This window comes from Alteromonas aquimaris, assembly GCF_026183695.1.
In the GTDB taxonomy this organism is placed as follows: Bacteria; Pseudomonadota; Gammaproteobacteria; order Enterobacterales; family Alteromonadaceae; genus Alteromonas; species Alteromonas aquimaris.
The window spans coordinates 398,360-418,173 of record NZ_JAPFRD010000005.1 but is presented as its reverse complement, the minus strand read 5'-3'; the positions used below and the strand labels follow the sequence as shown (position 1 = coordinate 418,173).

At 44.4% G+C, this 19,814-nt stretch carries 19 protein-coding genes; 3 read left to right on the top strand and 16 right to left on the bottom strand.

All coding sequences use genetic code 11. The features are described 5' to 3' along the window. Positions 1 to 8: 8 nt before the first annotated feature. The 11 genes from ruvC to OPS25_RS04810 form a co-directional block, all read right to left on the bottom strand. On the bottom strand, positions 9 to 527 hold the full coding sequence (gene ruvC / locus OPS25_RS04860) for a crossover junction endodeoxyribonuclease RuvC (protein ID WP_265616518.1): 519 nt from the start codon (positions 525 to 527) through the stop codon (positions 9 to 11). Further along, on the bottom strand, positions 521 to 967 hold the full coding sequence (gene nudB, locus OPS25_RS04855) for a dihydroneopterin triphosphate diphosphatase (protein WP_265616517.1): 447 nt from the start codon (positions 965 to 967) through the stop codon (positions 521 to 523). Before nudB ends, ruvC begins: the two co-directional genes overlap by 7 nt. After that, positions 967 to 2,730: an aspartate--tRNA ligase gene (gene aspS, locus OPS25_RS04850; protein ID WP_265616516.1), complete on the bottom strand. Its 1,764-nt coding sequence runs from the start codon at positions 2,728 to 2,730 to the stop codon at positions 967 to 969. Before aspS ends, nudB begins: the two co-directional genes overlap by 1 nt. 217 nt (positions 2,731 to 2,947) lie before the next feature. Further along, the gene (locus OPS25_RS04845; protein ID WP_265616515.1) at positions 2,948 to 4,288 is read right to left on the bottom strand and encodes a sigma 54-interacting transcriptional regulator; all 1,341 of its coding nucleotides are present in this window, start codon (positions 4,286 to 4,288) and stop codon (positions 2,948 to 2,950) included. Continuing rightward, positions 4,285 to 4,884, bottom strand: coding sequence for a hypothetical protein (locus tag OPS25_RS04840; RefSeq protein WP_265616514.1), 600 nt, complete (start codon positions 4,882 to 4,884; stop codon positions 4,285 to 4,287). The genes OPS25_RS04845 and OPS25_RS04840 overlap by 4 nt, the downstream gene beginning before the upstream one ends. Next, positions 4,884 to 6,281, bottom strand: coding sequence for a sensor histidine kinase (locus tag OPS25_RS04835; RefSeq protein WP_265616513.1), 1,398 nt, complete (start codon positions 6,279 to 6,281; stop codon positions 4,884 to 4,886). The genes OPS25_RS04840 and OPS25_RS04835 overlap by 1 nt, the downstream gene beginning before the upstream one ends. 228 nt (positions 6,282 to 6,509) lie before the next feature. Beyond that, the gene (locus OPS25_RS04830; RefSeq protein WP_265616512.1) at positions 6,510 to 6,773 is read right to left on the bottom strand and encodes an EF-hand domain-containing protein; all 264 of its coding nucleotides are present in this window, start codon (positions 6,771 to 6,773) and stop codon (positions 6,510 to 6,512) included. A gap of 172 nt (positions 6,774 to 6,945) precedes the next feature. Next, entirely contained in the window at positions 6,946 to 9,021 is a 2,076-nt protein-coding gene (locus OPS25_RS04825; protein WP_265616511.1) for an EAL domain-containing protein, read from the bottom strand. Between the two features lie 54 nt (positions 9,022 to 9,075). Beyond that, the gene (locus OPS25_RS04820; RefSeq protein ID WP_265616510.1) at positions 9,076 to 9,513 is read right to left on the bottom strand and encodes a tellurite resistance TerB family protein; all 438 of its coding nucleotides are present in this window, start codon (positions 9,511 to 9,513) and stop codon (positions 9,076 to 9,078) included. 90 nt (positions 9,514 to 9,603) lie between these two features. Beyond that, positions 9,604 to 11,247, bottom strand: a complete 1,644-nt coding sequence (locus OPS25_RS04815; RefSeq protein WP_265616509.1) for a fused response regulator/phosphatase — start codon at positions 11,245 to 11,247, stop codon at positions 9,604 to 9,606. Between the two features lie 30 nt (positions 11,248 to 11,277). Next, positions 11,278 to 11,583 (bottom strand): STAS domain-containing protein, encoded by a 306-nt coding sequence (locus OPS25_RS04810; protein WP_265616508.1) that lies wholly within the window; start codon positions 11,581 to 11,583, stop codon positions 11,278 to 11,280. A gap of 97 nt (positions 11,584 to 11,680) precedes the next feature. Here OPS25_RS04810 and yciH point away from each other — a divergent pair, with 97 nt between their 5' ends. The 3 genes from yciH to pheA all read left to right on the top strand — a co-directional run bounded on the left by yciH (position 11,681) and on the right by pheA (position 14,262). Continuing rightward, positions 11,681 to 12,004 carry a stress response translation initiation inhibitor YciH gene (gene yciH / locus OPS25_RS04805; RefSeq protein WP_265616507.1) on the top strand — a complete coding sequence of 108 codons (324 nt, stop codon included), beginning with the start codon at positions 11,681 to 11,683 and terminating at the stop codon, positions 12,002 to 12,004. A 75-nt stretch (positions 12,005 to 12,079) separates the two neighbouring features. Next, positions 12,080 to 12,880, top strand: coding sequence for a response regulator (locus OPS25_RS04800; RefSeq protein WP_265616506.1), 801 nt, complete (start codon positions 12,080 to 12,082; stop codon positions 12,878 to 12,880). Positions 12,881 to 13,080: 200 nt separating this feature from the next. Next, on the top strand, positions 13,081 to 14,262 hold the full coding sequence (gene pheA / locus OPS25_RS04795) for a prephenate dehydratase (protein WP_265616505.1): 1,182 nt from the start codon (positions 13,081 to 13,083) through the stop codon (positions 14,260 to 14,262). A gap of 14 nt (positions 14,263 to 14,276) precedes the next feature. Here pheA and OPS25_RS04790 read toward each other — a convergent pair whose 3' ends face one another. The 5 genes from OPS25_RS04790 to OPS25_RS04770 all read right to left on the bottom strand — a co-directional run bounded on the left by OPS25_RS04790 (position 14,277) and on the right by OPS25_RS04770 (position 19,788). Continuing rightward, positions 14,277 to 15,992, bottom strand: coding sequence for a tetratricopeptide repeat-containing diguanylate cyclase (locus OPS25_RS04790; RefSeq protein WP_265616504.1), 1,716 nt, complete (start codon positions 15,990 to 15,992; stop codon positions 14,277 to 14,279). Between the two features lie 29 nt (positions 15,993 to 16,021). Beyond that, positions 16,022 to 16,219 (bottom strand): hypothetical protein, encoded by a 198-nt coding sequence (locus OPS25_RS04785; RefSeq protein ID WP_265616503.1) that lies wholly within the window; start codon positions 16,217 to 16,219, stop codon positions 16,022 to 16,024. Positions 16,220 to 16,577: 358 nt separating this feature from the next. After that, positions 16,578 to 17,375: an SAM-dependent methyltransferase gene (locus tag OPS25_RS04780; protein WP_265616502.1), complete on the bottom strand. Its 798-nt coding sequence runs from the start codon at positions 17,373 to 17,375 to the stop codon at positions 16,578 to 16,580. A 625-nt stretch (positions 17,376 to 18,000) separates the two neighbouring features. Next, positions 18,001 to 19,287 carry a pepsin-like aspartic protease gene (locus tag OPS25_RS04775; protein WP_265616501.1) on the bottom strand — a complete coding sequence of 429 codons (1,287 nt, stop codon included), beginning with the start codon at positions 19,285 to 19,287 and terminating at the stop codon, positions 18,001 to 18,003. Between the two features lie 15 nt (positions 19,288 to 19,302). Next, positions 19,303 to 19,788: a GNAT family N-acetyltransferase gene (locus tag OPS25_RS04770; protein ID WP_265616666.1), complete on the bottom strand. Its 486-nt coding sequence runs from the start codon at positions 19,786 to 19,788 to the stop codon at positions 19,303 to 19,305. Positions 19,789 to 19,814 lie beyond the last annotated feature (26 nt).

The window sequence follows — 19,814 nt, the reverse complement described above, 5'->3', positions numbered from 1 at the left end:
CTTCTTAGTTATCGTAATCGTCTGCGTACGGTTTTACTGGCTTGCCCTGCCAATTTAATCAGGCTTTGGGCTGTATGGGCGTGGCAAAGAGCCACGGCCAATGCGTCCGCTGCATCAGCCTGCGGGGTACCCGGCAGATTGAGTAAATGGCGAACCATGTGTTGAACCTGGTTTTTTTCAGCACTTCCTTTCCCCACTACGGCTTGCTTTATTTGGCGGGCAGAATATTCCGCTACGCTAAGTTCCCCCTGCGTGGCAGCGACTATAGCCGCTCCTCGCGCCTGACCCAATTTAAGGGCGGAGTCGGGGTTGTGTGCCATAAACACCTGTTCAATCGCAAATTCATCGGGCTGGTATTGACGAATAATTTCAACCACTCCGGCAAATATTTGCGCTAATCTTGGTGCAAGTTCATCACCTTTTACGCGAATACAGCCACTGGCAACATACTCAATTTTACCAGCCTGACGCTTTATTAATCCATAGCCTGTGACGCGTGAACCTGGATCTATACCCAGTATTACCATTTATTTTCCTCTGGCACAAACCTTTCTACCGCTTCCCGGTTAGATGGAGACCACAACGTTGCTATGGCTTCGGCTTTTGACACCCATTTATAGGCAAGATGCTCGCTTAAAACAATAGGCAACTGGCTGTTAATTCGTGCACTGAATACATGTTCTGTGTTCAACCGCGTTCCGGCGGGATAGCGGTAGCGCCATTGCGACCTGATTTCGTATTGGTTGGTTAGTTTGTGATCAACAATATGATTTGCGCTTTGCTGCAGGCGAATACCAGTTTCTTCCCATACCTCCCGATATGCGGTTTCAATGGGATCCTCGTTAAGTTCGAGGGTGCCCGTTACCGACTGCCAAAACGCTGGATCGTCTTCTCGCTGTAGAATTAAAACCCGGCAGTGCTGATCGTACAGCACTACCAAAGCAGATTCAGGGCGCTTAAATGGCATTACCCGTTTTCACGAGGAACGGTCTTAATAGCCAAATCTGCCAGTTGTTGCGGATTGGCGGGACTGGGTGCGTCGGTAAGTGGACAAGCTGCGGTGGTGGTTTTTGGAAACGCCATAACATCGCGAATCGAGGTGGCGCCGGTCATCAACATCACCAGACGATCCAGGCCAAACGCCAAGCCAGCATGTGGCGGTGCGCCATATTGTAGCGCTTCCAGTAAGAAACCAAATTTGCTTTGCGCTTCTTCCTGATTAATGCCCAAAATGGAAAACACGGCCGATTGCAATTCCTGGTCGTGGATACGAACTGAACCTCCACCTAATTCCACCCCGTTTAACACCATATCATAAGCATCTGACAAGGCATTAGCAGGATCTGCTTTTAGCTCTTCTGCACTAAGATTGCGGGGCGACGTGAATGGATGGTGCAACGCATGGAACTGACCGTCTATTTCTTCAAACATGGGGAAATCGACCACCCATAGTGGTTTCCAGTCCCCTTCGAGTAAATTAAAATCTTCACCGAGTTTCAGGCGAAGAGCGCCCATCGATTCGGTTACGACAGTATACGAATCTGCCCCGAACAATAGAATATCACCCGTTTGTGCGTGGGTACGTTGGATAATAGCAGTGGCGATTTCCGCATTTAAAAATTTGAGGATTGGCGATTGCAGCCCTTCGAGTCCTTGCTCGACATCGTTTACTTTGATCCAGGCCAAGCCCTTCGCGCCGTATATGCCGACAAACTTGGTATATTCATCAATTTGCTTACGCGATAAAGTGGCTCCTTGGGGCACCTTGATCGCTGCAACCCGCCCTTTAACATCGTTTGCCGGTCCACTGAACACTTTAAAGTCAACGTCTTTAAGCAAATCCGCCACGTCCACCAGTTCCAGTGGATTACGCAAATCAGGTTTATCACTGCCGTACCGTTTCATTGCATCCGCATATGTCATGCGCGGGAAGTCACCTAAATCCACACCCAACATTTTCTGAAATAGATCCCGGATCATGCTTTCGGTAATGTTCATCACACCTTCAGCATCGAGAAAGGTGGTTTCCAAATCGATTTGGGTAAACTCAGGTTGACGGTCAGCACGTAAATCTTCGTCACGGAAGCATTTAACGATTTGATAATAACGGTCCATGCCCGACATCATCAGTAACTGTTTGAACAATTGGGGAGACTGCGGCAATGCAAAGAACTCGCCCTTGTGCGTTCGACTTGGAACCAGATAATCCCGTGCGCCTTCAGGGGTGGCTTTAGTAAGAATTGGCGTTTCAATATCCAAAAAGCCATTCTCTTCGAGGAAACGGCGCACTGCACCGGTCACTTTTGCTCTAAACTGCAAGCGGTTGCTCATCACAGGGCGACGAAGGTCAAGATAACGATATTTCAGGCGTTGCTCTTCTGAGTTTTCCTGATTCCAATCCAAAGGAAGGGCGGCTGACTTGCTAAAGATCTCAAGACCGGTGCCCAAGATTTCGATTTCGCCGGTTGTCATTTGCGTATTAACCTGACTAGCAGGACGCGCGCGTACCTTACCCGTTAATCTTACGCAAAATTCACTTCTTAATTTATTTGCTTCAGCTAAAACTTCAGGTAGATCAGGATCAAACACGACCTGCACAATGCCTTCACGATCACGTAAATCAACAAAGATGACACCGCCTAAATCACGGCGTTTATTTACCCAACCACAAAGTGTCACTTCTTGTCCGACATAGGACGCATTAATTTTCCCACAGTAATCTGTGCGCATGGTCATTGACCCCTGATTTTCTCTGTTTTTCTGACTATTCACCGTTATAGCAGTGAATAAGGAATTCGTGTGTAATATGCCTGACACAATCAGGCATTTTTAAGGCCGCATAGTATAAACAAAAGGCTGGCTAAAGCCCAATGGGAATTATCATAAGCAGATAAAATGGAAGCAAAGAAGCAAAGCCTTCAAAAATGAAGGCGTTTGAGATAATGGTTTAGCGGAAATCTCCAGCATCCAGTTCATGTTTTTTCATTAACTTGTGCATGTCGGTGCGGTTCCTCCCGGCTAACTCTGCTGCACGCGTGACGTTACCATCCGTCATTTTAAGCAATTTATACAAATACTTTTGCTCAAAGGCATCGCGGGCTTCCGTTAAAGTGGGCCAGCTTTGCTTTGTTGCTGATAATGCCTGCTCGACTAAATGTAAAGGCACACCAGGTGTCTGCGTGAGTGCCACACACTGTTCTACCACATTAACCAATTGCCGCACGTTGCCCGGCCAGTCAGATTTCACCATCAACTGCATGGCATCATCAGAGAATTGATTCACATTCACGCCGTGACGCTGCGCACTTTGCTGCAATAAGGCACGAGCCAGCAGCGGAATATCTTCGCTGCGCTCTTTGAGTGAGGGTAATTTCAGGTTCACCACGTTTAAGCGGTAATATAAGTCTTCCCTGAAAGTGCCCTCTTCCATCTCTTTATGCAAATCTTTGTGGGTGGCAGAAATTACGCGCACATCAATATCTACATGTTTACTACTGCCAACAGGTCGTATCGAACGTTCTTGCAACGCACGCAACAGCTTAACCTGCAACGTCATTGGCATGTCACCTATTTCATCCAGAAAAAGTGTGCCGCCGTCGGCTTCGCGAAATAGCCCCGCATTGGCTTGCACTGCTCCAGTAAATGCTCCTTTCGCGTGACCGAATAATTCTGACTCAAGCAGATTTTCTGGTAATGCACCACAGTTGATAGCGACAAAGGGTTTGTCGCGACGGTTGCTGGCACGATGAATTGCATTCGCCAATAATTCTTTGCCCGTGCCGCTCGCACCGCTGATCAGTACACTTACTTCTCGTTGCGCGATACGATACGCTTGATCCAACACATTTAACATTTCAGGAGAGCGCGTGATAATGTCCTGACACCAGTCCTTCGGCTGTGCGGCCAACGACTGGCTCAATGCTTTTTGCAACAGTTTTCGTAATTCGTCGTGATCAACTGGCTTGGGTAGAAAACCGAATACGCCTCGTTGAGTCGCTGCCACGGCATCCGCGATAGTGCCGTGTGCGGTCATCAATATCACAGGAATGTCTTTGCGAATGCCCATGACTTCTTCAAACAGGCTTAAGCCATCCAGCCCTGGCATACGTAAATCACTTAACACTACGTCGAAATCATCGCTGCGCAGTTTTTTAAGCGCACTATGACCATCTTCCACGGCAGTTACGCTATACCCTTCCCCTTCAAGCCGGATGGTAAGCAAGCGCAAAAGACTTTTATCATCATCAACCAACAGTAATTGCGGGTTTGCTTTGGTGGTATCGCTCACTGCTGACTACTCCTGTTTTTATCCATTAATGAAGCTTCTATCTGTAACAGTTCTTCTACTTTTTTTCGCTGAGCTTCTAACTCTTTTTGCAGGTTTTCGATGCTCTGACTTTGTTGCGTGTTCACCCTGCTTAATAACGTAATAGCGGACTCATATTCTAATATCTGTTCGTTTGGCGTCTGCACTATCGACTTCACCAAACGGGCAAAGTCAGGAGACAACCTGGCTTGAATTTCTTTTAACCAGTGCGATGCTCGAAGCCTATCCTGATAGGGCGTGCTGATCGGTAAGGTAAATATTATCTTAGTCAGTTTGTCCTCGAAAGAATTGCCCAACGCATTGATGGCGTCCTTGCGCCGCGGCCAGGACATTTCATCGGCTTTGATCCATAGCGAAGTCCAGTAAGCTAAATCGCAGCGATGTTCGAATTCAGCCACCTCTTTTTCAACCAGGCACAATTCAGAGGTATCAATGGGTTCTGTCTGTTTAACTTCCACCACTTCTGGAGGAAGGGGTTGCTCTGTTTCCACAGGTGGCGGAGGAACTAATTTGCATCCTGCCAACAACACTACGCAAATACAGCCTATTATTCTCATTACACCATTTCCTTTTGCGGGATGGTCACCCTGAAGCAAACATCAGCATAATCAACATCTACAACTGCTACGTCACCGTGCATAAGGCGTGCGCAATCAGATACTATGGACAATCCCAGTCCAGTGCCAATCACATTATCGTTACGAGGATCTTCTCCTCTGGTGAAAGGCTCAAATAACTTTTCGACAGACTCCGCTGGAATACGTTTCCCCCTATTCGCCACGTCAAGAATGGCTTTATCGCGCTTCATATATATGCTCACGTTAATGGGACGGCCGACCGCGCCATGGGCTACCGCATTTGATATCAGATTATCCAATATTCGTCGATAAAGTTCTTCATCTATCAAGATAGTTTCGACTTGCAGGTCCACGGTAACTTCCCTGTCCTGCAGGGCCAGCGCATAATCCTCAAGACACTCCTTAAGTAAGCGACTGACATCAACCTGAGCAAACGTCGGCTGTGCCTGTTGTAATAACAAATTATAGTCGAGTAATTTTTCGACTAATTGATTTAATCGCTGAGTGCTGGAAGTAAGTAGACCAAGTACTTCTACCTGCTGCGGGTTAAGTCTTCCTACAACATTATCTGACAGTAAACTACACCCTTCTTTAATACTAGCCAGTGGCGTTTTTAATTCATGAGCAGCATGGCGCAGAAGCGCCGTTCGAATATGTTCTAACTGCTGTAAACGCTCTGCCAGCCAATGAAGATCGCGTTCAACGCCAATAAGTTCTCTGGGAGCATGGGTGGATAACGGCGGCAGTTCTCCTTCTTGCTGCGCCAAAATTCGGATAATTTGTTTAAGCTTTTTTACCGGGTTAACGATAAGCTGACTGCCAAGCAAGATAAGCAATAACGAAACACTTACCAGCATGGCGGTAGACCAGGCCTGTTTAGCTTGCATCGTATTCAGATCTTCTTTTTGAATCGCGAGGCGTTGTTGAATAGCCAAATCAACATCGCCTCGCATGCTGGCAACGCTACTATTCAGCGACGCCAGATAGGTGTTCATCAAGAATTGATCATCTATTCTTCGAAAGGCCTTCAGCTGAGAAATATGGTTATCCAGTCGAATACACGTTTGGCTGTCTTCCAGCGCTTTACACAGCGATTTTTTAGCATCAATGAACTGCAACAGCGCATTATCAGTAAGATCGGCTACTGCGTTACTTTCTAACACGACGAATTGTCTGATACTCCGCTCTAAATCTATTGCAGCGGCATCAAGTTGTTGCATTAACCCCACTACGGTCACAACGTAACGGGTTTCAATACTTGTCATCCGTCCCACTTTTGCCAAATCGTGTTGGCTTTGCCATAACAATGCAATTAGCGGGACTAACGCCAGTACAAAACTGCCTAATGTAAGTTGTCTTAAAGAACCTAGTCTCACTAAATTCTCACACTACTTTTTATTTTTTTATTTATTTGCACTGCTTCGCACTGCTCCATCAGAATTATGCCGCCATCAGGCGAAAAAAAGTAAGCCAGCACTCATACAATCGTGACACCCTTAACTGGGGTCGGTGTATACACTTATTACCGGATTACATAACGATAGAAAGCGTAAAACGGTTTTGTTTTCATACTAATAGTAACGATAAATTTTGTATTTGCTGCATTAATTTTTATCCGGAAGGGTTGAAAGTTTGCCGCTAGCCTTGAGTTCTTCGGGGCTTAGTTTTCCATCTTCATTCGTGTCGATCATCCCAAAGTGTCTTAGCAGGTCGGTATTACTTACCGCTTCTCTTAACGAAATAAACCCATCCTGATCCATGTCTAATTTTGTCAGTAAGTCAGCTTGAGCTTTCGCGTTCGCTATTAACGTGGTTTGCACAGCAACTACGGTAAATGTCAGAAGTAAAATTTTCTCTAAACGTTTCATATACCACTCCCTTATCTCACCCCCATGGGTGAACAACATTAAGACTGGAAATAAACAAGCTAGAATCGGGCCAGAACCGCATACCGTATTAAATCATACTGTTGAACGAAAGTGTTGCAAGGTTCATCCCTGTTATGTTTCTTTTTAGTAACACTTTATGCAGGTTCAACGCCTATACGGCTTTAGTGGACTGTCGATGAAAACGTGGCGGTAAGAAAGGTAAATTATCCAGGGGAACAGGCTCGCTGAATAAGAAACCCTGGACGTGGTCACAACCGTGTTCGATCAGATAGTCCCATTGATTATGATTTTCTATTCCTTCGGCACAAATCGTCAAGGACAGACGCTTAGCCAAATCAATAATTGTACCGGTCACTAATCGACTTCTTTCAGACGTTTCAAGTTCCCTGATAAATTGCCGGTCGATTTTAAGCGTATCAATACTAATTTGGGTGAGGTAACTCAGTGAAGAATAGCCAGTACCAAAATCATCCAATGAAATAGCGCATCCCATATTACCCACTCTACGGAAAAACTTATTCGATAACGCAAAATTTTCCAGATAAGCCGACTCTGTTACCTCAAATTCAATATATTCCGGATTCACCATGTGACGATTAAAGATATCGTGAATCATATCGAACAATCCGCTATGACGTAGATCGTGTCCTGATAAATTAACCGAGACTCGAAACCGCCGTTTCATGATTGCCCTTATCGTTGGCATTTCTTTTGCGACTTGCTCAATCATCCATTGGGTTATCGAAGTAATTTTTCCGCCTCTTTCAGCGATAGGGATAAATTCGCCAGGCATGATCATGCCAAATTCGGGGTGCTGCCAACGGATAAGAGCTTCAAACGCGATGATCAACCCGTGTTTGTCAACTTTGGGTTGGTAGTAAACAATAAACTCGTTCTCACTGATAGCCTGGTCGATACTGTTAGCGATAGACAGTTTCCGCTTATGTGAATCCACCATATCGATAGTGAAAATGGTATAGGTACCACGGCCCTTCGCTTTAGAGCGGTACATGGCCAGGTCAGCATTGCTCATTAATTGACTGAGTTCGTAATTCGCATCTTTCGCACGTGCTATTCCAATACTCACCCCTACGGTAAGCGATAAACCGCGTAGATGAAATGATTCAGAAAAAGCTGAAATAACTCGATTGGCCATGTTCGTCACACTTGCATCACTGGTGTCACGATCTGGGAGAATGATAAACTCGTCCCCCCCCAGACGTGCCACCAAATCACCTTCGCGTAACATCGTGGTTACCCTGTCGGCCACTTCAATGAGTATCAGGTCTCCAGTTTCGTGACCTAAGGAATCGTTGATCCCCTTGAATCCGTCTAAGTCAAAAAACATCAGAACCAGGTCGTCGTCCGCTCTTTTTGCTCTGGCTAGCTCCAGACGAAGATTGTCCATCACAAACTGGCGATTTGGCAGGCCTGTTAAACTGTCGAAATTTGCCAGTCGCGTCATGGTTTGTTGTTGTTCCATCAACGTCTGGTTTTGCTCGTGGTTTATGGTTAGTTCAACCTCGATGGTATCCATCAAACTATTGATGTTATTCCCGAGCTGACCAAATTCATTGTTATGCGTGTCTTCGTAACGCAGGGAATAGTTTTTACTTTCGCTGACTTCCTGAGTAAACCTTGATAACGCATAAAGCGGCTTGAGTAGTCGATTAACAAATAAAAAACTCACCAGCAGGATAATTAGCGACACAACTATAATTAGTGGGAGTGATTGCCATAATAAAGAACGCTTACTACGTTGGACTAACTGATTTACATCACTCACTAGTACCACATAGCCCTTGGGAAAATTCTGCGGGCCAATCCGTTCAAATGTCACCAGATGCCCATTATGTTGCGCGCTACCCAGCTCCCAAGGCTTTGCAACGTCTAACTTAGGGACGGCTTTTTGAGAGTCGTACCGTGCCCCTTGGAAAAAGACCAACTGATTATATTCTACATCATAAATTGACGCATACTCTAATGCATCGTATGCAATCAAACTGCTTAGTGTTGTTTCCATTTCTGCCACATTGACGGGGCGTGTTTCCATCAATTGCTGCATACTGGTGCTGACGTGTCTTGCCAAAGAAGAATAGTGTCCCTTCACCGATGATAAAAACAATTCTTCGTGCTCTTCTTGCGTCAATCCAAGTACAATCAATGCAGATAAGATTACCGCACCTATAATGATGCCGGTTAGAGATGTTTTAATTGGCTTGAACACTGTACTGCACCCGGTTGATTTCTCTCAGTGTAACGGCTTTCAGGGGGACGTATATTACTCTTCCGTGACGGCAAGTTTGGTTTTAATAAACTGGCTATGTGGAATATGCAAAAGATCGGCTATTCTGCGTATGGTATGTTCTTCAATAGGAGCGATATTACTGTCAGCGTAAGCAACTTGCCACAACCCTTTTAGAATGGCTTGCTTTTTATCGTTATCACACTGTTGATTAATGGCTTGTGTAAATTGCACAAGATCCACCGCATCTTCTGCGGTTTCTTGTCCTTCCTTCACCAAACTTTGCCGAGCTTCTTTAGAAAGAGAAAACTGTTTGTCTAAAATGGCTTTGTAAGCATTAAGTTCACGTTCGTCGGTCTCCCGATCAGCACGCATGATTTCGCTGAGAAGCGCGGCTGTAGCGAGCTCCACGGAGAGTGACTCTTCTTTTTTGTCATTTGACTGACTAAACAAATCCAGCACGGCTTTTAACATGGCTATTCTCTACGTAGTACAAATAAAGCCAACTCACTATATCAAAATAGCTCACGAACGCCACGCTAAATGTTAACCTTTTGTATAATTCTATATTTTCATGACTAAGGTGACTTTTGTCCCCCCTTCTGAGTATTCGACGCTCTCGCAAAGCTCCTTCACCAATTGCACCCCTCGGCCAGAGCTGCTCGTTAACTGAGGCATCTTTACATTCTCAATATCAAACCCTTTACCTGAGTCTTTTACAATAATGGTCAGGGTTTTCTTTTCGGGTGAATAGATTGTAACTATGTTAATAAACCCGCCCTCTAATTCAGCCAGCCTTTGCTCCCGTTGTTCATAATAGGTGATGAAACCCTCAGGCGATCGTTTAACCCTTGAATCTAAGTTCAATAAACCGTGTTCAAGTGAATTATTAAATATTTCTGTTAACACGGTAAATAAATCTGATCGGATCCAGTTTAGACCCGGCTGGCTATTGATCATATCCAATAAAGCTTCCAGCGCCTGGTCTTTCTTTAAGTCCTCACTGGTCAGTATCATCATAATTTCAAAGGGTGTGGTGCTGAGCTGGATGGTTTCTTTCAATTCATATAAGGGGGTTGCCCGGTAGATGGCTATGGTCATATCATCGTGGGGCTCCGCTTCGCCAAGATAAGCTCTTGCTTGCTGATAAAGGTGTTCCGCCGTGACATGGGGAGAGGCGAAATACCAACGCTCCAGCCCCTCTTCGTCCAGCATTTTTCCTTCTGCATTGGTAATTTCCATTAAACCATCGGTACACACAAATAATTGATCGCCCTGTTGCGCGTCAAATACATCACACTCTCGATCAAATTCTGACTGTTCCAGTATGCCCAACGCCATATGTTTGGAGGGAAATTTTCTAACCAACTCACCTGCTTCGCTTTTCAGCAACATTTGCGGCATGCCGCCGTTCCAAATAGATAGGCGCGTGCCCGACGCATCAACTTCAACCAATATCGCCGCGAAGAACATATCTGGAGGAAGCAATTGAAGTAGCATTTCATTTAGAACGTAAGCCATTTCACAAATAGATACGCCTTTCAACGCCAGGGCGTGAAAGGTACGTGTGACCGGCAGTGCGCCGATGGCTGACGCCAGGCCGTGCCCAGTAAAATCTCCTACCATAAAATACAAACCTCCCCCCGGGTTGGCTTCGCATAAAAACACGTCACCATTAAATGTTGCAGCGGGGGAAACCTTGTAATCAAAGAAGCGACTAACGGTTTGATTGTTAACTATGGCGTTGGAAAAAATATGCTCAACAATGGTGTGTTCTCGATCGACCTTTCGGCGAAAACCTAACAACTCTTGGTTTTGTTTGTCTACCCGTTTACTGAGCAAGCGTATACGGCTGTGGGCGCGGATTTTGGCTGCCAGGATAAGCCTGTCAAAGGGCTTTGATACAAAATCATCACCACCTACTTCCAAACACTTAATTAAACTTTCTCGATCGTCTAATGCCGTAATAAAGATAATCGGGAGGTAGCTGCCCTTATAGAGACTCTTAAGTTTAGGGGCCACTTCAAATCCGTTCATGCCGGGCATCATTACGTCAAGTAAAACCAGGTCGGGGCTGAATTGAGTGGCGAGTTTGAGGGCTTCATAACCATCCCTGGCTTCAATACAATCTTTGTACCCCTCTTCTTCGAGAATGTGGTGAAGTAAAGTGCGATTCAGCGACTCATCGTCAACAATCAATATGCGCATGGGAAGGCCTGGTTCCAGTACAAAGAACGTTTAACTTATATCGAACTTTTTATCGAAGCGGGATATTTTCAGAATACGTGCAACCTGTGGCCGACTGTTGACAATTTTATAGTTCACCCCTTTATCACTGAAATACTTTTGCATATTCAGCAGCATGCCCAGTGCAGAACTATCCATGTACTGTGTAGCGGTCAGATCAATTAAAATTTCTTCGGGTTGCGCTGGTGTTTCCACATAAGCTTGGCGAAACTCCTGAACCTTGCTGTAATCGAACTTATCATCCATTTGAATAGTGAGAGAGTTATTCTCGCTTTCCCAGGTGGTACTGATGGCCATTTATATCTCCAATGGGGCTAATTCCGTTAACTTATTAACATACAAGCGATGTTCTTTTACTATAGTAGTTCAGAATCATTTTAAAAAAAGTCATATCATGCAAAATTCCAAATTGGTCTATAGTACAGAGAGTGGTCGTGTTGCAGAAACGGAAGCAACTAATCTTCGTTCAACTTCCACTGATGGTATTGTGCGTATTCACCGAGAAACGAAGGGCCGCAAGGGTAAAGGGGTCTCGGTAATCCACGGCTTAGATAAAGATGCAAAAGAATTGAAAAGCTTATGCACAGAGCTTAAAAAAAAATGTGGTTGTGGCGGTGCGGTAAAAGATGGCACCATTGAAGTTCAAACTGATGACCGAGCCAAACTACAAACCCTTTTACAGGCTAAAGGATTTACCGTAAAACTCGCGGGCGGATAAATTAAACTGAATGTTGAATCTTCTGGCAGTTCCGCCAATGGTGCGAACGCTGCCTTTATAAATGAGTAAAAATAGATGGAAAAGTTGTCAATATCTGACTTACACATTGTGTTGGTGGAGCCTTCTGATACCCAACGCAAGATAATTACCACGCTGTTGCTAAAAGAGAAAGTGAAAGAAATTGATCCGGTCAGTACGCTGGCAGAAGCGCGCGCCGCAGTTAAATCGCACGGGGCTGATCTAATTGTTAGCGCCATGTACTTTGAAGATGGCACCGCGCTTGATTTACTGAAATTCATTAAAGAATCTGATGAATATAAAGCCATTCCTTTCATGCTGGTTTCCAGCGAAAATCGTTTGAGTAAACTGGAGGAATTCAAACAAGCGGGTGTCGCCGCAATTTTACCCAAACCGTTTGAGCCACTTCATCTTTCACGCGCACTCAACGCAAGCCTGGATTTAATCAATCATGATGAGCTGGAACTGGAATTATTCGACGTACAGGAAGTGCGTGTATTACTGGTTGATGACAGTAAACTGGCGCGAAACCACATTCGCCGGGTACTAGAAGGCATGGGCCTGAAAAAGATCCGCGAGGCTGAAAATGGTGCTATGGCACTGACTTACATTAAAGACGAAGAATTTGATTTAGTGGTAACAGACTATAATATGCCTGAAATGGACGGTCGCGAATTATCTGAATTCATTCGCTTTAACCCCGAAACCACCCATATTCCTATTATCATGGTGACTTCTGAGGCGGCTGATAGTGCGCATATGGCAAATATCCAGCAAACAGGGGTCAACGCATTATGTGACAAGCCTTTTGAACCCACGGAAGTCAGAGCAATGCTGGCCGCGTTACTAAGTGAATAAGTGTTTTGGCAACAGCTCATGTGCGATTTGTGATTGACAGCATTCCAGCTAAATCATACAGTGATTTAATGAAAGTGTATTATTCGCATGCTTCAACTTTTTTCTTTGGCTTTATCCCCATCATCTGAGGGAGGCTGAAGTGTGTACATAGACCTCCCACCGGGAGGTTTTTTTTTGGACCCCAATCTGGAATGTGAATTATGTCAGAGCCAGTTTTAGATGCACTACGAGAAAAAATCACCAGGGTTGATCAGCAGTTGATTCATCTGTTTGCGCAGCGCCGGAGCCTTACCAACGAAGTGGCGGAAACAAAGATCAAACATCACATTCCGGTGCGGGATGTGCGCCGCGAAGAGCAATTATTGGTTCGACTGATCAAAACCGGCCAGGAGGCGGGGCTGGATCCTCACTACGTTACCCAGCTATTTCACGTCATCATTGAAGATTCCGTGTTAAATCAACAAGCTATGCTGGCCCAGCGCGCTAATCCTGGCAGCGCCCTCCCCCTTAACAGAGTGGCTTTCCTAGGGGACAAAGGATCTTATAGTTACCTGGCGACGCAGAAATATTTTTCTCGTCGACCAGGCGAAGTATTGGAAATCGGTTGTCAGAGTTTTAGTGAAATTGTCAGTAAGGTTGAGCATGCTGAGGCTGATTTCGCGGTACTTCCTATTGAAAATACTACCTCGGGCAGTATTAATGAAGTGTATGACCAATTACAACATACGCAATTAAATATAATTGGCGAATTAACCCACCCTATCCGCCATGCGTTATTGGTGAGTGGCGATACGCAAATCAGTCAAATCAATACCTTGTATGCCCATCCGCAGGTTTTTACTCAGTGCAGTCACTTTCTCGCTGAACTTGGCAGTGTCGAAGTCAAAACAATGGATAGCACCTCTTCTGCCATGTTAGCGGTGAGTGAATTGAAGCGCGACGACGTGGCTGCAATAGGAAGTGAAGCAGGCGGGAAATTGTATGGTTTAACCGCGATTAAATCGAATCTTGCCAACCAGAAAGAAAACCACAGTCGATTTATTGTGGTCGCCCGCGACGCGGTTAACGTTCCCTTGCAAGTACCAGCCAAAACTACCTTTGTTATGTCTACTGTACAAAAACCCGGCGCACTTGTTGAAGCACTATTGGTGTTAAAAGAAAACGCCATCAATATGACGAAGTTAGAATCTCGCCCTATTCCGGGCAATCCCTGGGAAGAAATGTTTTACATTGATGTAGAAGGTAATTTGAGCGATGGACCTCTGCAACAGGCGATAGATGCGCTTCGTAAGATTACCCGCTACCTTAAGGTGTTAGGGTGTTATCCAAGTGAGGAAATAAGCCCTACCAAAGTGGCCGCAGCCCGTGCGTTAACGGAATAAAAAGGGTAAGTGTACTAACTAAATTTTTCGTCGAGGGTAAAGGATTCAGGTGGACAGCCATCATAAACATATACACGGTTTCTGCCTTCATCCTTACTGCGGTACATCGCTTTATCAGCGCACGCATATAAATGCTGAAATTTATAACCGCACAGCTTGGTATCGGCCACACCGAAGCTGGCCGTTATGTTAAACTGTTCACCGGTTTCAGAAGTATCGATAGCAGCAATAGCACTGCGACAACTTTCAGTAATTGACTGCGCCTTTCTTGCCCCACAACCGGGCAATAATATGGCGAACTCTTCTCCACCTAATCGTCCGAAAACGTCTTGGTTACGACAGACACGCTGCACTACGCTTACCACCGCCTTAAGCGCCCAGTCGCCTATCACATGGCCATGGGTGTCGTTGACGTTTTTAAAAAAATCTAAGTCGAATACTACTACGGTGAGATGTTGCCCCGTTTTCTTGTGGTAACTTAACGCTTTTTCGGCAACATTCGTAAAATAGTGTCGATTGGCAATACCGGTTAATTCATCAGTCTGTGCCTGCGTTTTAAGTTGTATGTTCATTCTATGATTGAATAACAACCACACTACGACAATCGACGCGAGTAAAACCAATGTGGCAATAACCAATCGGCTATTATCAATCTCCCGTTGGGCTAATTCAGCTTGCGTCTTGAGTAATGAATTTTCTTTGTTAAGCAGTGCAATTTGATTGGCTTTCTCTTGGGCATCAAATTTAGTTTGTTGAATCGCCAGCTGGGTCAGCTTTACTTCATCCAAAAACGCCTTTTGCGTCTTATAATATTCTTGAAAATAGTGGTAGGCCTTCGCCACATCATTTTCTACTTCGTAGTATTTATATAACACTTCGAATGCGTCTATCCTTGATCGAAACATTCCTGCGCCAATGGAAAGTTGAATAGATTCTTCGGCATTAACTTTTGCTTTCAAAAACTCTTTTTTGAGAAAGTAAAGTTGTGCTAATTCAGCTTTATAATCAGCTTTCGCCACGGGATAGAATGCTTTATTAAACACTTCCACATTATCTTCCATTACAGCGATAGCTTGATCCACTTCTCCCAGATTCTTATGCAACCGAGCTTTCACAACAATATTAAATAATGCAGCGGCAAATTCCTTAATTTGAAGGCAATAATTAATTGCGGAATCTGCTGAGGAGGGGCTAATTATAAGGTCAAGGTTTGATTGTGCTTCAATACGCGAGTGATCGGCAAAGCAGATTAACCTTTTGTCTTCAGCTTCCTCCAGCACTTTATTAGCAGCAAATAAACCAAGTTTGTACTCTCCCAACTGATTATAAAAAATAGAGAGTCCTGTATAAGCACTTTCCCTCACTTCTTTACTTGCCTTTGGAACAATAGTTATTAATTGCTGGGCATACTTATAACCATCAACATAGTTGCGGGTGATGCCGAACATATTGATGGCTGACGTCAACGCTCTAATCTTTAAATCAACATTTTTAGCAGAGTTATAAACCTCTTTAAAATGTTCAATTGCGTGGGCTGATTCGCCTGTATAGCTTAGTAAAAATGCTTGTAGATATTTATAATAGTTGGCTTCGTATAATGAGAATGAATAAGAGCGAGACTCTAGGGTGTGTAAAATCTCTTGAAATGTGTGGGGATCTCGACTTTTTAAACTATCGGCTTCTTTCAATAGCGAAACGTTGTCATCTGCAAAGATGGCAGATGACAACATAAGGCAAAAATAAAGAAGATATTTCACGGTTAGTTTAGAACAATTTTATTGTCCTCTTCTCCATCTTCATCGTCATCTTCTTTTTCAGGAACAACTAAGCACCATAATTTATTGTATTTTAACTGTTCTTCCGTCATTTCCGACATGGACCAAAATTGATCTCGAGCGGCTCCAGTATTTGCTGAAGCATCAGCACCCATTTTTTCTAATAATTCTATAACAGACATACAAGCTCCTTTTAGATTCATGCCGAGTTAACGACTCGCGAAGATTAGCATTATTAAATGTTTTTGTTAACTTTTAAAAATAAGCTAACCCAGTAGCAATCGTGTCTGCAGCCATAACAAAGTCCAATAAATAACTGAAAAAGCATTGAATTGGACAAGATATTGGAGAATTAATAGGTAGATTATGGCTCTCACTTTTTCCAACTCAAATGTAGAAAAGGTCAGGAGAATAAACTACTGAAACGAGCACCTGCTATGTTTCTTCGCTAAAGGTGGTATTCTCGACGAAACTAGTCCGGTTACGTTGCTTTACATAGATTGCATTACAATATGGCAATATGAATATGCTAGATAAGCGTTAGAGGGATAGTTCCTGGTCTATCTCCTTCATCAGCTGAGCAATTTTTTGGTCAGGGCTCTTCTTTTTTGCTGGTGGAACGACTAACGTTGAATGTTGATAAACGTTCGCTTCGAAAAGTTGATCTATTCTCATCCATTCAATTCTTACTCTCTCAACAGGTAGTACAGCTGCTTCATATAGCGCTACCTGATGATCCGCGGGGTAATAGTCCAGCAGGCAATCTTGCAGCACTTTACGGTAACGGCCATCCGCGATAAACTTTTTATGCTGACGATCGCCCACCATACCAATTTGCCATAGAACCAATAGAGCGGTGGTATCAAAACACTTCTCATTCATTAAGAATTGACTGGCTTCGTAATGTGCACATCCGTGGGAGCCAGGGTCTAGTCCCATATCTGCATACAAGCAATCTTCCGCTGAGACGCCTGGTTCCATGTGCCCCGCAAACCCTTCCTCACGAGCTTGTTTAATGACTTTATGGGGCACCAGTGCAAAGACTCCGGGATGGCCGTAAAATGCACCAACAACTTTTTTTCCCTGCCGCACTTCAGCCATCATGAGCTCTACCATTTCGCGGTAGGTCTGGCGGCGATCTTTGCCTTCCGAATAAAGGGGTTGTAAGCTACGAACATCACTGTTCATGGACATCACCCACTCTTCCACATACTGATCTGACATACTGCAGAACACGACATCGGCTTGTTCAATATGGCTTCTTGAAAGTGGGCAAATGTGTGAACCTAATGTCATGCCTACACCTACACACACCATACTTCCGGATTGATTATTCAAACTGGTGACCTCTTTATAATCTTCATTACTTTTAATTTCTTACTCGCCAGTACCGATTTGACGACTTGGCATGGACTTTCGTTTCGTATCCTCAATTTTTAGACGTATTGCTTTCCAGCATCCTAATCGCAATCGAATCTTCATAAAGGGCACGTGGAGGAAACATTGATATGTCGCCCAGTGATTAAATAATGAAACAAACTTCTCGGTACCTACCACGACTACACTCTATTTGGCATTTGTAGAACATAACAATTAATAAGTATGGTCTCAATTTCACGGTGGTGCAGGCTATGCATAGGATTTCTTGCTACCCGATCACTTACATCAATATGATGTATATCTTTCATCAAGCACCCAGACCATTTACCAGTTTCGCCTGCCAACATATGGTATTGGCGTCTTGTGAGTGTATGTCCTATTTTGCCGTACGGTACGGGTGCAACCACTGATAGCTTGCTTTTTGGCCTGTAACGAAGTTTGATAAAAACCCACACAAAATGTTAACCAACGCGTATAACCCCGACTAAATAAGAGCCAATTTTATTATTCGATTGGGTTAGTCCTCATTGGTGAAGTGCCATACATTGCTGTACCAAGGTAGACGTGCCGTGGTTGTATCTGTTTACTTGTGTATCGCCTGCGCAATCGCATTTGTAACTAAGTCAGGAATATTCGCTTTTTTCGCGAAACGAATCACGCCCTCGTCGCCCACCCGCCGGTCAAAAATAGTGTAGTAATTGTTTAACAAAGGCAAACCTAAAATCAATTGGTTTGGCCAGCCTGGTAACGTACACAGCTTGAATGTGGCTTGATGGGACTGAGGCGCGTTTACCTGCCAGTAAGTCTCAGGCGCGACCGTAAGTGCCACCGGCTCTGCATTATCACCTTCTAAATACAGGGTTATGTCTGGCCATTGGTTTAGATCTAGCAGCGTTAATGGCGTACCTATTTCTTTCCCCGTAAACGCATTGTAGGGTGCTAATATCTGGGCAAAGGCGCTGTTATACTTAATCAGTTCAGCTTTAACCTGTTGAAACAACTCTGCTGGCAGCACAATGGCTGTTGCACCACTATCTACAATACCATTGGAGCAATACGCTCTTACGTGTTTGGGGGCTAAAGCCGGAGCTTCTAATGTCTCACCGTCACCCACCTGTACCCCGAGGACGCTCACATTATAATATTTATCGTGCAACACTTTAACAGTATGCACTGGAGCCTGGTACAGATCGTCATGTTTTTGCGGCGCGCCCAAAACAAGTAAACCATGGTTCAACTGATTGGCGTTGGCTACTTCTGCCGATTCAGTTGTAGCGGTATGGTAAATACTTGAACGATGGGTAAGCAATGAAAACTGATCGGCCACTACGCCGGATTCTTCCAGTTGAGTAAAGTAAGGGGTGATGTCAATCTTGGGAAAGCGATGGAGAAAATGCGTGTATTGCGGCACGGTCTGTTCGCTATTTGTCATCAAATATGGATAACTGACACAGGGCTCTACATTATTCTCGGTAAGATACGCCGTAAGATCATAAGCATGGTTTAATCCCGAATAGGCCAACCCCATAATGCCATCAGCATTTAAAAAGCTTGCCGCTTCTTCTTTTGAAGTGATAGCGAGGGCGACGTCGGCCAAGTCAATATGCTCGTCTAATTCTCTTACCCCGACTTGGGCATGAACTACTGGCCCGTACCATCCGCCTTTGCCATACTGTATATCCTGTGCGTAGGTGGTACCCTGAAAGGTGGTTTCAGCAAGAGCGCAAACTTTTTCATGGCTTATAACAAACGTACTACTTCCTGTATCGAGTATCAGGTTTACGGGCGTTGCATCAGGGCCAATTAAAAACTGAGCACAGTAGCCGCCTTGAGCATATAAGTTCGTGATTGGAATACGGATAGACTTCATTCTGATACACCCGTTTTAGTAGAGGGTTACGCGTTTACGAAACGTCAAATTAGGATTTGTACCTTCAACTTCCTGGTACGCTGCGGGAGATACTTGCTTAAAATTACACTTGCTAAATACTCTAATCATCGCTTTGTTTTCAGGAATGCAACGCCCTATGATGTGGCAGCTTTGACCGTTTCGGTAGACTTCCTCTAACAACAAACGGGTAGCGGTGAGACCTATTCCCTTTTGCCGAAACTTTTCACCCAACATTATGCCGTACTCTACTACATCTTCACGCCGTTTAATTAACCCAATCAAGCCAAATACAGAAACGCTATTTGCTGCCGTAATTTTATAAAAACAGTAGTCATTTTTCTTATTCTGATAGACTTTTTCAAACCAGGCATCTACCTCTTCGACGGACATAGTTACAAATATCATTTTGATTATCGTCGGGTCTAAATATAATTTTCGAAAAAGATATTTGTCGGCCTGTTCAAGTGGCGAGAGGCTTATTTCGAGATGTGAAATGATAAGACCTA